The sequence below is a fragment of the Salmonella sp. SAL04214 genome, assembly GCF_046550615.1.
Classification (GTDB): domain Bacteria; phylum Pseudomonadota; class Gammaproteobacteria; order Enterobacterales; family Enterobacteriaceae; genus Salmonella; species Salmonella enterica.
The window spans coordinates 455,202-468,517 of record NZ_JBGDXT010000002.1 but is presented as its reverse complement, the minus strand read 5'-3'; the positions used below and the strand labels follow the sequence as shown (position 1 = coordinate 468,517).

The window sequence follows — 13,316 nt, the reverse complement described above, 5'->3', positions numbered from 1 at the left end:
AACGCCCCTTTTTTAACCGGATGCTTATTTATTCGCCATGCAGCCTGAAACCCAGTCCTCCGCTTTTCCTGCTTATCGCTTCTCCATCGCGCCTATGCTCGACTGGACGGACAGACATTGCCGCTATTTCCTGCGTTTGCTGTCTCGCCAGACGCTGCTCTACACCGAAATGGTGACCACGGGCGCGATTATTCACGGTAAGGGTGACTATCTGGCTTATAGCGAAGAAGAGCATCCGGTCGCTCTACAGCTTGGTGGAAGCGATCCGGCTCAGCTTGCGCATTGTGCAAAGCTGGCGGAAGCGCGTGGCTACGATGAAATTAACCTCAACGTGGGGTGCCCTTCCGATCGCGTGCAAAACGGTATGTTTGGCGCCTGTTTGATGGGCAATGCGCAACTGGTCGCCGATTGTGTTAAAGCCATGCGTGATGTCGTCTCGATTCCGGTGACGGTAAAAACCCGCATTGGTATTGACGATCAGGACAGCTATGCGTTTCTGTGTGATTTCATTAATACGGTTTCCGGTCAGGGCGAATGCGAGATGTTTATTATCCATGCGCGCAAAGCCTGGCTTTCTGGCTTAAGCCCGAAAGAAAATCGTGAGATCCCGCCGCTGGATTACCCGCGCGTCTATCAGCTAAAGCGGGATTTTCCGCACCTGACCATGTCCATTAACGGCGGCATCAAATCTCTGGAAGAGGCGAAGGAGCACCTGCGCCATATGGATGGCGTCATGGTTGGCCGCGAAGCTTATCAGAATCCGGGTATACTGGCCGCGGTGGATCGGGAGATCTTTGGCGCCGATACCACCGATGCCGACCCGGTTGCGGTGGTTCGCGCGATGTATCCCTATATTGAGCGTGAATTGAGCCAGGGAGCGTATCTGGGGCATATCACTCGCCATATGCTGGGGTTGTTCCAGGGCATCCCCGGCGCGCGGCAGTGGCGTCGCTATCTGAGCGAAAACGCCCATAAAGCTGGCGCGGATGTTGCTGTACTGGAGCAGGCGCTAAAACTGGTGGCAGACAAGCGTTAAAAGTTCGCCAAAAATTAGTCAATCTCACCACGCTCTGTGCAGTCTTGCAGGGCGTTTTCTTTATATATCAAAAACATAAATATTGGCATGATTTTTGTAATAGCTTACCTGACCAAACCCGGTAAGCGCCGTGCCGCCGGGCAATGCCATCTTTATGGGGAGCGACTATGCTGGAACTACTTTTTGTGCTTGGCTTTTTTCTGATGTTAATGGTGACGGGCGTCTCCTTGCTGGGCATTCTGGCCGCGCTGGTTGTAGCGACTGCCGTCATGTTCCTGGGCGGAATGTTCGCCCTGATGATCAAGCTGTTACCGTGGCTACTGCTGGCGGTGGCTGTGGTGTGGGTGATCAAAGCAGTAAAAACGCCAAAAATCCCACAGTATCAGCGCAATAACCGTCGGTTTTACTAAGGTATTGAGCGGTTCGTCACAACCTGGAACTTTGCCCTCACAGGCAAATAGGAATCGATTATTAAATCTGTCATGATTGCGCTGGTAACGAATTCATCGCGCTGTACCCTACATACAGCCGAACAAAAAAAGAAAGGGCTTCCCGGGTGGAAGCCCAATTTCTTTGCAGAGCTATTACGGAATCAGCAGGCTTGAGCCCTGTGTGGCCCGGCTTTCCAGCACCTCATGCGCGCGACGGGCATCTTTTAACGCATAGCGTTGATTTTCAGCCACATCAACTTTAATCACGCCGCTGGCGATCAATGAGAACAATTCATTGCTGGCTTCGGTTAGTTCTTCACGCGTCGTAATATACCCCTGTAGTGAAGGTCGCGTGGCATACAGGGAACCTTTCTGATTCAGAATACCTAAATTCACGCCGGTGACGGGGCCGGACGCATTGCCGAAACTGACCATCAGTCCCCGACGTTGCAGGCAGTCCAGTGAGGCTTCCCAGGTATCTTTCCCCACGGAGTCATAGACCACGCGGACTTTTTTGCCGCCGGTGATCTCTTTTACCCGTTCTACAATGCTCTCCTCACGGTAATTAATTACCTGCCAGGCGCCGGCGTCCAGCGCCCGCTGCGCTTTTTGCGCGCTACCGACGGTACCGATAAGCTTCGCGCCCAGCGCTTTCGCCCATTGGCAGGCGATCAGACCGACGCCGCCCGCAGCGGCATGAAACAGGAAGGGTTCGTCGGGTTTCACTTCATAGGTTTTGCGCAACAGGTAAAAAACGGTCAACCCCTTGAGAAAAGAGGCTGCCGCCTGTTCGAAGGAAATGGCGTCAGGTAAAATCGCGGCTTTATCTGCGGGGACGTTATGGACGGAACTGTAAGCGCCGAGCGTTGACTGCGCGTAGACGACGCGATCGCCGACGCGAATGTGCTCCACGCCGTTGCCGACTTTACTGACCACACCCGCAGCTTCGGTTCCCAGGCCCGCAGGCAACGACGGGGGCGGATAGAGTCCGCTACGGATATAGGTGTCGATGAAGTTGATACCAATGGCTTTGTTCTCAACCTGGATTTCGTGTTCCGCCGGTTCCGTTGGCGTAAACTCCACGGTCTGAAGCACTTCCGGACCACCATGCTTGTGAAATTCAATACGCGTTGCCATGCTTCCTCCAAAAGAAATGTGGTAATCTTTCGACCCAATCACTATCTCGGTAACTCCATTCACTATGGCAGGAAATAAACCCTTCAACAAACCACAGACTGATGCCCGCGACCGCGATCCGCAGGTTGCCGGGATAAAAGTGCCGCCGCACTCGATTGAAGCGGAACAGTCGGTGTTGGGCGGTTTAATGCTGGATAACGAGCGCTGGGACGATGTGGCCGAGCGCGTGGTGGCGGAAGATTTCTATACCCGCCCGCATCGCCATATCTTTATGGAGATGGGGCGCTTGCAGGAAAGCGGCAGTCCTATCGACCTGATTACGCTCGCGGAATCGCTGGAGCGGCAGGGCCAACTGGACAGCGTCGGCGGTTTCGCCTATCTGGCGGAGTTGTCTAAAAACACGCCAAGCGCGGCGAATATCAGTGCTTATGCGGACATTGTGCGCGAACGCGCCGTGGTCCGCGATATGATCGCGGTGGCGCATGAAATTGCGGACGCCGGTTACGATCCACAGGGGCGCAATAGCGACGAACTGCTGGATCTGGCGGAGTCGCGCGTCTTCCAGATCGCGGAAAACCGGGCCAACAAAGACGAAGGTCCGAAAAGCATCGACCAGATTCTCGACGCTACCGTGGCGCGTATTGAGCAGTTGTTCCAGCAACCGCACGATGGCGTTACAGGCGTGGATACCGGCTATCAGGATCTCAATAAAAAGACGGCAGGGTTGCAGCGTTCGGATTTGATTATCGTCGCGGCGCGTCCCTCCATGGGTAAAACCACTTTTGCGATGAACCTCTGCGAAAATGCGGCGATGTTGCAGGATAAACCGGTACTGATCTTCAGTCTGGAGATGCCCGGCGAACAGATCATGATGCGTATGCTGGCCTCGCTGTCCCGCGTCGATCAGACACGTATTCGTACCGGTCAACTCGATGATGAAGACTGGGCGCGAATCTCCGGCACGATGGGCATTCTGCTGGAGAAACGCAATATGTATATTGACGACTCCTCAGGTCTTACGCCGACAGAAGTCCGTTCGCGCGCGCGGCGTATTTTCCGCGAACATGGCGGGTTAAGTCTGATTATGATCGACTACCTGCAATTGATGCGCGTGCCGTCGCTTTCTGATAACCGTACTCTGGAAATCGCCGAAATTTCTCGCTCGTTGAAAGCGCTGGCGAAGGAACTCCAGGTGCCGGTCGTGGCGCTATCGCAGCTTAACCGCTCCCTGGAACAACGCGCGGATAAACGTCCGGTGAACTCCGACCTGCGTGAATCCGGCTCTATTGAACAGGATGCCGACTTAATTATGTTTATCTACCGTGATGAGGTTTATCACGAGAACAGCGACTTAAAAGGCATTGCTGAAATTATTATTGGTAAGCAACGTAACGGTCCTATCGGTACGGTTCGTCTGACGTTCAATGGTCAGTGGTCGCGCTTCGATAACTATGCGGGACCGCAATACGATGATGAGTAACTCTCCGTCATTCTGTTAACAAGGAATTCAAATGCAAGCGGCAACAGTCGTCATTAACCGCCGCGCTCTGCGACACAACCTGCAACGTCTGCGTGAACTGGCGCCTGCCAGTAAGCTGGTTGCGGTGGTGAAAGCGAACGCTTATGGACACGGTCTTCTGGAGACCGCGCGAACGCTCCCTGATGCTGACGCTTTTGGCGTGGCGCGTCTTGAAGAGGCTCTACGTCTGCGAGCGGGCGGGATCACGCAGCCTATCCTGCTGCTGGAGGGTTTTTTCGACGCCGCCGATCTGCCGACCATTTCCGCGCAATGTCTGCATACCGCCGTACATAATCAGGAGCAGCTTGCCGCCCTGGAGGCGGTAGAGCTGGCGGAGCCGGTAACGGTCTGGATGAAGCTGGATACCGGTATGCATCGTCTCGGCGTGCGTCCCGAAGAGGCGGAGGCGTTCTACCAGCGTCTGACGCACTGTAAAAATGTACGCCAGCCGGTGAATATCGTCAGCCATTTTGCCCGTGCGGATGAGCCGGAATGCGGAGCTACCGAACATCAGCTCGACATTTTTAATGCCTTCTGTCAGGGTAAACCCGGTCAGCGCTCTATTGCCGCGTCTGGCGGTATTCTGCTGTGGCCGCAGTCTCACTTTGACTGGGCGCGTCCGGGCATCATTTTGTATGGCGTATCGCCGCTGGAGCACAAACCCTGGGGGCCGGATTTTGGTTTTCAGCCGGTGATGTCCTTAACCTCCAGTTTGATCGCGGTGCGTGACCACAAAGCGGGCGAACCGGTGGGCTACGGCGGGACATGGGTGAGTGAGCGCGACACGCGCCTGGGCGTGGTGGCGATGGGGTATGGCGATGGCTACCCACGAGCGGCGCCTTCCGGTACGCCAGTACTGGTCAATGGCCGTGAAGTTCCGATTGTCGGGCGGGTGGCGATGGATATGATTTGCGTGGATTTGGGGCCAAACGCGCAGGATAACGCGGGCGATCCGGTGGTCTTATGGGGTGAAGGTCTGCCGGTTGAACGTATCGCTGAAATAACAAAAGTAAGTGCTTACGAACTTATCACGCGCCTGACCTCAAGGGTGGCGATGAAGTATATTGATTAAATACGCGGCGGGCCGGGTGGCGCTTGCGCTTATCCGGCTTGTCTCGCGCATTGACTGTAGGCCGGATAAGACGTTCACGCCGCCATCCGGCAATATGCGCATCCACCACAACATCCTCTCGATCTTCTCGTCCTTCCGGTTTATTGTGGTATTTCCTGCCATCTGTAAACCTGGAGAACCATCGCGTGTTTCAAAAAGTTGACGCCTATGCCGGCGATCCGATTCTTTCACTGATGGAGCGTTTTAAAGACGACTCCCGTCACGACAAAGTAAATCTGAGCATTGGCCTGTATTACAACGAAGACGGGATTATCCCACAGCTTAAAACGGTGGCCGAAGCCGAAGCCCGGCTTAACGCGCAGCCGCATGGCGCTTCGCTGTACCTGCCGATGGAAGGACTCAATACTTATCGCCATACTATCGCGCCTTTGCTCTTTGGCGCCGATCACCCGGTTCTTCAGCAACAGCGAGTGGCCACTATCCAGACATTAGGCGGTTCCGGCGCGCTGAAAGTGGGCGCGGATTTCCTGAAGCGTTATTTCCCCGACGCAGGCGTATGGGTGAGCGACCCCACCTGGGAAAACCATATTGCGATATTTGCCGGGGCAGGATTCGAAGTGAGTACTTACCCCTGGTATGACGACGCGACTAACGGCATCCGTTTTAACGATCTGCTGGCCACGCTGAATACGTTACCTGCGCGCAGTATCGTGCTGCTGCACCCCTGTTGTCACAACCCGACCGGGGCGGATTTAACGCCTTCGCAATGGGATGCGGTGATTGAGATAGTGAAAGCGCGCGATCTGATTCCGTTCCTTGATATTGCCTATCAGGGGTTTGGCGCAGGCATGGACGAGGATGCTTACGCTATTCGCGCCATTGCCAGCGCCGGGTTACCTGCGTTAGTCAGTAATTCTTTTTCGAAGATTTTCTCGCTGTACGGCGAGCGCGTCGGCGGCCTGTCCGTGGTGTGTGAAGATGCTGAAATTGCCGCGCGGGTTCTGGGACAGCTAAAAGCGACGGTGCGCCGAATTTACTCCAGTCCGCCGTGTTTCGGCGCTCAGGTGGTCGCTACGGTCCTGGGCGATGAGGCGTTAAAAGCGGGCTGGCTGGCGGAAGTCGACGCGATGCGTAACCGCATTATATCGATGCGCCAGACGCTGGTGAAGGAGCTGAAGGCGGAGATGCCTGACCGCAACTTTGATTACTTGTTACAGCAGCGCGGTATGTTCAGCTATACCGGGTTAAGCGAGGAGCAGGTCGAGCGGTTGCGCGATGAGTTTGGCGTTTACCTGATTGCCAGTGGCCGCATGTGTGTCGCCGGGCTTAATGCTTCAAATGTACACCGCGTGGCGAAGGCATTTGCCGCTGTCATGTAATATTCAGGCCGGACGGCGATAACAGTGCCCTCCGGCCTGACAATAGCTGTTGTGATCATCCTCTTTTTTCGTAACAAAACCGCAGATAATCCTTCCTTTTGACCGTTACTGGCGTTATGGTCAGATAGTTTTTTGAGCAAAGACTCATCTTAATAATTATAATATTTTGAATTTTAAGGGAAAAGCATGAAAAAAATAACCCTGGCGCTGAGTGCCGTCTGTTTGTTGTTTACGCTAAACCATTCCGCGAATGCGTTAGTATCTTCCCCTTCGACGCTCAATCCGGGCACTAACGTTGCAAAACTCGCGGAACAAGCGCCTGTCCATTGGGTCTCTGTCGCCCAGATTGAAAACAGCCTCACCGGACGCCCGCCGATGGCGGTCGGCTTTGATATTGACGACACCGTGTTATTTTCCAGCCCCGGATTCTGGCGCGGAAAGAAAACCTACTCCCCGGACAGCGACGATTATCTGAAAAATCCGGCCTTTTGGGAAAAAATGAACAACGGCTGGGATGAGTTCAGTATTCCAAAAGAAGTGGCCCGACAGCTCATTGATATGCATGTTCGCCGTGGCGACAGTATTTACTTTGTCACTGGTCGTAGTCAGACGAAAACGGAAACCGTGTCGAAAACGCTGGCGGATAACTTCCATATTCCGGCGGCGAATATGAATCCGGTGATTTTCGCCGGCGATAAACCGGAACAAAATACGAAAGTACAGTGGCTGCAGGAGAAGAACATGCGTATCTTCTACGGCGATTCGGATAACGATATTACCGCGGCCCGTGATTGTGGTATCCGCGGTATTCGCATCCTGCGCGCGGCTAACTCCACCTACAAACCGCTGCCACAGGCAGGAGCGTTTGGCGAGGAAGTCATTGTCAACTCGGAGTACTAAAAATCAGGAGAGCGACAGGCTCTCCTTTTTTGCATGATTTTTGCACAAACTTGCCCCGCTGGCTTTTACCTTTTCCAGACTTGCTGCACACTATTCAGGAGACGTTTGTTTTTAGGAAGGAGCAGCCTATGTGGTATCAGCGCACCATTACACTGAGCGAGAAGCCGCGCGGGTTTCATCTGATAACAGATGAAATTATCGATAAATTGTCTGGCTTACCGCCTGTCGAAACGGGTTTGCTGCATCTGTTGTTGCTACATACCTCGGCCTCGCTGACGCTAAACGAAAACTGCGATCCCACCGTGCGCGCTGATATGGAGCGCCATTTCCTGAAAACCGTTCCCGATAATGCGGCGTATGAACATGATTACGAAGGCGCGGATGACATGCCTTCGCATATTAAGTCGTCAGTATTGGGCGTCTCGTTGCTGCTGCCTGTACGCCAGGGGCGTTTACAGTTAGGAACATGGCAAGGTATCTGGTTGGGAGAGCACCGTATTCACGGCGGTCCACGTAAAATCATCGCGACACTACAAGGGGAATGATAATGACCATTTCGGAATTACTGCAATACTGCATGGCAAAACCTGGCGCAGAGCAGAGCGTCCACAGCGACTGGAAAGCGACGCAAATTAAAGTGGAAGATGTACTTTTCGCGATGGTAAAAGAAGTTGAAGGACGCCCGGCAGCCTCTCTCAAAACCAGCCCGGAACTGGCAGAGTTGTTACGTCAGCAGCACAGCGATGTACGACCGAGTCGGCACCTTAATAAAGCGCACTGGAGCACGGTCTATCTGGACGGATCGCTGCCGGATTCACAACTCTATTATCTGGTCGATGCCTCTTATCAACAGGCGGTAAATGCGCTGCCGGAAGATAAACGCAAGCAGTTGCCGCAGTCCTGATTATAGCGCGCCGACCAACAACGCCAGGGCGATATCAATGAGGCGGATAACCGTAGACCGGATACGGCTGCCGAGGGCGATTTGCGCATTATTGGCGCGTAGCCTGGCGAGGTCCCGCTGTCCTTCCAGCAGAATAATCATATCATCGTCGTCCAGCCAGCCGCGAGCATGTTCCTGAAGCGCGCGGGCGATAAACGCGGCGGACTCGCGGATACCGTCGTCGCTGTCTTCTCTTGCCTGCTTATACGCCTGGATAAACTCGGCAATCGCCGAGGAGGCTACAGGATGTTCGGCCCGGGCGGTGGTCATCAGGTAATGTATTTCGTTAATAGACGCCATTTTCCTCTCCCTGACTGCAGCGGGCGCCCCAATGCAGACACTCGCCCTGTATGGCTAATTTCCAGACCTGATTATTTTGCTGTTGGTATCTCTCAGTCTGGATGTAAGTAAGTGGTTGCTTACGTTGCATAACCCGCGCATAAAGACGCAAATAGTGATTTTTCAGCAGCGCCAGATTATCGAGTCGGTGTTTATCCCCACCTTGACGGGCGACCCGTTCAGCCTGAAAAAATGTCTGGCGGATATCGCGGTCATCCTTGAGCAGTGTCTCTTTTTGCCACGGTATTCGCGCCGCGTCCTGCAGGAAGCGGGTTGAGCGCGCTTGTAATAGCGTCAGTTGTTGAAAAGCCACGGCGCTAAAGCGGTCAGGCAGCGTACAGGCGGATAAAAACAGGCACAGCAGTAGTGTGATTGCGTAGGGCAACTTCATGGTGTTTTCCATAACAGACCGTTTGCGCTATCACATGTCAGAGCGAGGCGGCACGCAAATCACAAATGCTCAACACGGATACAATGAGGTGGGATGAGGAAAAATGATGCCGCTTCCCGGCGAATCGGAAAGCGGCGTGAAGGTTATTTGAGCATAGGTTTAAGGAAGCGGGCGGTATGCGACGCCTCGCACTCCACCACGGTTTCCGGCGTACCGGAGACGAGAATTTCGCCGCCGCCGCTGCCGCCTTCCGGGCCGAGGTCGACAATCCAGTCCGCCGTTTTAATGACGTCCAGGTTGTGTTCGATCACCACGATGGTGTTGCCCTGATCGCGCAACTGATGCAGAACGTCAAGCAACTGCTGAATATCGGCAAAGTGCAGGCCGGTAGTCGGCTCGTCGAGAATATACAGCGTCTGCCCGGTGCCGCGCTTCGACAGTTCGCGCGCCAGCTTCACGCGCTGGGCCTCGCCGCCGGAAAGCGTCGTCGCCGACTGACCAAGACGGATATAGGTCAGCCCCACGTCCATCAGCGTCTGCAGCTTACGCGCCAGCGCCGGAACCGCATCAAAGAACTCACGCGCTTCTTCAATGGTCATATCCAGCACTTCGTGGATGGTCTTGCCTTTGTACTTAATCTCCAGCGTTTCCCGGTTATAGCGCTTGCCTTTGCACTGGTCGCACGGCACGTAAATATCCGGCAGAAAGTGCATTTCGACTTTAATGACGCCATCGCCCTGGCACGCTTCGCAGCGACCGCCGCGCACGTTGAAGCTGAATCGCCCTGGCGTATAGCCGCGCGAGCGAGATTCCGGCACGCCAGCAAAAAGTTCGCGAACCGGGGTAAAGACGCCCGTATAGGTCGCCGGGTTGGAACGCGGGGTGCGCCCGATCGGGCTCTGGTCGATATCGATCACTTTATCGAAATGTTCCAGCCCTTGAATATCCCGATACGGCGCCGGTTCGGCGATAGTCGCCCCGTTTAACTGACGCTGGGCGATGGGGAACAGCGTGTCGTTAATCAGCGTCGATTTACCGGAACCCGAGACGCCGGTGATACAGGTAAACAGCCCTACCGGTAGCGTAAGGGTCACATCTTTCAGGTTGTTGCCGCGCGCGCCGGTGAGTTTGAGCACTTTTTCTGGATTTGCCGGCACGCGTTGTTTCGGCACTTCAATTTTGCGTTTACCGCTCATGTACTGGCCGGTCAGCGATTCCGGTACCGCCATAATGGCTTCCAGCGGGCCTTCCGCCACCACCTCGCCGCCGTGAACGCCCGCGCCGGGGCCAATATCAATCACATGGTCGGCGGCGCGGATGGCGTCTTCATCGTGTTCCACGACAATCACGGTATTGCCAAGATTGCGCAGATGAATCAGCGTACCCAGCAGCCGTTCGTTATCGCGCTGGTGCAGACCGATGGACGGCTCATCCAGCACATACATCACGCCGACTAACCCGGCGCCTATCTGGCTCGCCAGACGAATACGCTGGGCTTCGCCGCCGGAAAGCGTCTCTGCCGAGCGGGAGAGCGTGAGATAGTTCAGGCCGACGTTCACCAGAAACTTGAGGCGATCGCCGATCTCTTTTAGCACTTTTTCGGCGATTTTCGCTCGTTGCCCGGAAAGCTTGAGATTAGTGAAAAAATCCATCGCATGGCCAATGCTCATATCGGAAATAGCAGGCAGCGGCGTATTTTCCACAAATACATGGCGCGCTTCGCGATTCAGTCGCGTTCCTTCACAGCTGGCGCAGGGGCGATTACTGATGAACTTCGCCAGCTCTTCGCGCACCGCGCTGGATTCCGTCTCTTTATAACGGCGCTCCATATTATGCAGCACGCCTTCGAACGGATGGCGGCGCACGGAAGTATCGCCGCGATCGTTCATATATTTAAATTCGATGTTCTCTTTGCCGGAACCGTACAGCACGACTTTGTGTACGTTGGCGCTGAGGCTTGCCCACGGCGCATCCACGTCGAACTTATAGTGTTCCGCCAGCGACTTGAGCATTTGAAAGTAGTAAAAATTGCGACGATCCCAACCACGAATCGCGCCGCCTGCCAGCGACAGGTCGGGATTCTGGATCACGCGGTCCGGATCGAAATATTGCTGAACGCCGAGGCCGTCACAGGTCGGGCAGGCGCCTGCCGGGTTGTTGAACGAGAACAGACGCGGTTCCAGCTCGCGCATACTGTAGCCGCAAATCGGGCAGGCAAAATTGGCGGAGAACAGAAGCTCCTCCGCTTTCTCATCGTCCATATCGGCAACAACCGCCGTGCCGCCGGATAATTCCAGCGCCGTTTCGAACGACTCCGCCAGGCGTTGGGAAAGATCGTTGCGAACTTTGAAGCGATCGATCACCACCTCAATGGTATGTTTCTTTTGCAGCTCCAGCTTCGGCGGATCGGAGAGATCGCAGACTTCGCCGTCAATACGGGCGCGAATGTAACCCTGGCTTGCCAGATTTTCCAGCGTTTTGGTGTGTTCGCCTTTACGCTCTTTAATAATCGGCGCGAGCAGCATCAGACGTTTGCCTTCCGGCTGCGACAGCACGTTATCGACCATCTGGCTAACGGTTTGCGCCGCCAGCGGCACGTCATGGTCCGGACAACGCGGCTCGCCCACGCGGGCAAACAGCAGGCGCAGGTAGTCGTGGATCTCGGTAATAGTACCCACCGTAGAGCGCGGGTTGTGCGATGTCGATTTCTGTTCAATTGAGATCGCGGGTGATAGCCCCTCAATATGGTCGACATCCGGTTTTTCCATGAGCGACAAAAACTGCCGCGCGTAAGCGGAGAGCGATTCAACGTAACGACGCTGCCCTTCGGCATACAGAGTGTCGAAAGCCAGTGAGGATTTGCCTGAACCCGAAAGCCCGGTCACGACAATCAGTTTGTCGCGGGGGATGACGAGGTTAATATTTTTGAGATTATGGGTGCGGGCGCCCCGAACTTCGATCTTATCCATTCACCTTTCCCGGTAGAGACTCGGATGCCTGGTTTGTTTGAAGGACAAACGGCAGAAACGGCTAATTATGACACAATTTAACCTGTTTGAATATACAGTATTGGAATGCATCTTCAGCTAAAGTATGCAACAATATGAGGTTCGCGCGAGTGACCTGGAACCTGCATCGCAGCTATTAAAATGCTACGTGGAAATGGTACACTCACGCGTTTACACTATTTATGAAACGTATTCAGGAGACTCAATTATGGCCAGCAGAGGCGTAAACAAGGTGATTCTCGTTGGTAATCTGGGCCAGGACCCGGAAGTACGCTATATGCCGAGTGGCGGCGCTGTCGCCAACTTAACGCTGGCTACTTCTGAATCCTGGCGCGATAAGCAGACCGGCGAAATGAAAGAGCAGACTGAATGGCACCGGGTGGTGATGTTCGGCAAACTGGCGGAAGTGGCCGGCGAATATCTGCGTAAAGGTTCTCAGGTGTATATCGAAGGTCAATTGCGTACCCGCAAGTGGACCGATCAGAGTGGCCAGGAACGCTATACGACTGAAATTAACGTTCCGCAGATCGGCGGCGTGATGCAGATGCTGGGTGGTCGCCAGGGCGGCGGCGCACCGGCAGGCGGTCAGCAGCAGGGGGGTTGGGGTCAGCCGCAACAACCTCAGCAGCCGCAGGGCGGCAACCAGTTCAGCGGCGGCGCGCAGTCGCGTCCACAGCAATCCGCGCCAGCGCCGTCTAACGAACCGCCAATGGATTTTGACGACGACATTCCGTTCTGATTTTTGGTAAAAAACTCAAAGCGTTATTTGCATTTTCGCTATAGTTCTCGTCTGCTGAAATGCCTGGTGTAAACCAGGCATTTTCTTACCTGGTATTATTGTCTTTGTATCCCTTTCAAAAAAGAGAAGCGCATATCTTACGGAAAAATGTCGCTTATCGCCTCTGGCCGACTCGCCTCGGCACATCATTATCCAGCCGAAGTTCATAAATGTACTGCAATAACCCGGATTGTCTTAAATATGAAAGAGAAAACTCATCTGCAAAATATATAATTTATAGCCATTTTTTGACAACAAAAAGATATTATAAAATAACGTTAGAGAATGGTCAGTATTATCAATAGTTAATTAAATGTTTGCTTTAGCTTGTGATGAGCTCAAATATGATATGTGCATCTTGCTTTATTTTTAATTGCTGAAGA

General features: G+C 54.1%; 13 protein-coding genes. 9 read left to right on the top strand and 4 right to left on the bottom strand.

Annotation, left to right across the window (positions count from 1 at the left end; genetic code table 11):
• Positions 1-37 precede the first annotated feature (37 nt).
• Together dusA and pspG are read left to right on the top strand one after the other, a co-directional pair.
• Complete coding sequence (dusA, locus tag ACLJQD_RS05375; protein WP_001825318.1) at positions 38-1,036, top strand: tRNA dihydrouridine(20/20a) synthase DusA; 999 nt, start codon at positions 38-40, stop codon at positions 1,034-1,036.
• A gap of 167 nt (positions 1,037-1,203) precedes the next feature.
• A complete protein-coding gene (gene pspG, locus ACLJQD_RS05370; RefSeq protein ID WP_000891414.1) occupies positions 1,204-1,446 on the top strand; it encodes an envelope stress response protein PspG in 243 nt (80 codons plus the stop codon).
• Positions 1,447-1,620: 174 nt separating this feature from the next.
• On the opposite strand, the gene ACLJQD_RS05365 is transcribed toward pspG, so the two are convergent.
• Positions 1,621-2,604 carry a quinone oxidoreductase gene (locus tag ACLJQD_RS05365; RefSeq protein WP_000235555.1) on the bottom strand — a complete coding sequence of 328 codons (984 nt, stop codon included), beginning with the start codon at positions 2,602-2,604 and terminating at the stop codon, positions 1,621-1,623.
• 64 nt (positions 2,605-2,668) lie between these two features.
• Between ACLJQD_RS05365 and dnaB the strand changes: the two genes are divergently transcribed.
• From dnaB to ACLJQD_RS05335, 6 genes are all read left to right on the top strand, one after another.
• Positions 2,669-4,084, top strand: a complete 1,416-nt coding sequence (gene dnaB, locus ACLJQD_RS05360; protein WP_017441253.1) for a replicative DNA helicase — start codon at positions 2,669-2,671, stop codon at positions 4,082-4,084.
• A gap of 31 nt (positions 4,085-4,115) precedes the next feature.
• A complete protein-coding gene (gene alr, locus ACLJQD_RS05355; RefSeq protein ID WP_001147296.1) occupies positions 4,116-5,195 on the top strand; it encodes an alanine racemase in 1,080 nt (359 codons plus the stop codon).
• A 185-nt stretch (positions 5,196-5,380) separates the two neighbouring features.
• Complete coding sequence (gene tyrB / locus ACLJQD_RS05350; protein ID WP_000486910.1) at positions 5,381-6,574, top strand: aromatic amino acid transaminase; 1,194 nt, start codon at positions 5,381-5,383, stop codon at positions 6,572-6,574.
• A 186-nt stretch (positions 6,575-6,760) separates the two neighbouring features.
• Positions 6,761-7,474 carry an acid phosphatase AphA gene (gene aphA / locus ACLJQD_RS05345; protein ID WP_000724435.1) on the top strand — a complete coding sequence of 238 codons (714 nt, stop codon included), beginning with the start codon at positions 6,761-6,763 and terminating at the stop codon, positions 7,472-7,474.
• A 128-nt stretch (positions 7,475-7,602) separates the two neighbouring features.
• Positions 7,603-8,019, top strand: coding sequence for a secondary thiamine-phosphate synthase enzyme YjbQ (locus tag ACLJQD_RS05340; protein ID WP_000270392.1), 417 nt, complete (start codon positions 7,603-7,605; stop codon positions 8,017-8,019).
• A 2-nt stretch (positions 8,020-8,021) separates the two neighbouring features.
• Positions 8,022-8,378, top strand: a complete 357-nt coding sequence (locus ACLJQD_RS05335; protein ID WP_000155665.1) for an MmcQ/YjbR family DNA-binding protein — start codon at positions 8,022-8,024, stop codon at positions 8,376-8,378.
• Here ACLJQD_RS05335 and ACLJQD_RS05330 read toward each other — a convergent pair whose 3' ends face one another.
• The 3 genes from ACLJQD_RS05330 to uvrA all read right to left on the bottom strand — a co-directional run bounded on the left by ACLJQD_RS05330 (position 8,379) and on the right by uvrA (position 12,116).
• The gene (locus ACLJQD_RS05330) at positions 8,379-8,717 is read right to left on the bottom strand and encodes a hypothetical protein (RefSeq protein ID WP_000146597.1); all 339 of its coding nucleotides are present in this window, start codon (positions 8,715-8,717) and stop codon (positions 8,379-8,381) included.
• Positions 8,704-9,159, bottom strand: a complete 456-nt coding sequence (locus tag ACLJQD_RS05325) for a hypothetical protein (RefSeq protein ID WP_017441252.1) — start codon at positions 9,157-9,159, stop codon at positions 8,704-8,706. The genes ACLJQD_RS05330 and ACLJQD_RS05325 overlap by 14 nt, the downstream gene beginning before the upstream one ends.
• Positions 9,160-9,290: 131 nt before the next feature.
• Positions 9,291-12,116: an excinuclease ABC subunit UvrA gene (uvrA, locus tag ACLJQD_RS05320; RefSeq protein WP_017441251.1), complete on the bottom strand. Its 2,826-nt coding sequence runs from the start codon at positions 12,114-12,116 to the stop codon at positions 9,291-9,293.
• Positions 12,117-12,363: 247 nt separating this feature from the next.
• Here uvrA and ssb1 point away from each other — a divergent pair, with 247 nt between their 5' ends.
• Positions 12,364-12,894 carry a single-stranded DNA-binding protein SSB1 gene (gene ssb1, locus ACLJQD_RS05315; RefSeq protein ID WP_000168322.1) on the top strand — a complete coding sequence of 177 codons (531 nt, stop codon included), beginning with the start codon at positions 12,364-12,366 and terminating at the stop codon, positions 12,892-12,894.
• Positions 12,895-13,316: the final 422 nt, after the last annotated feature.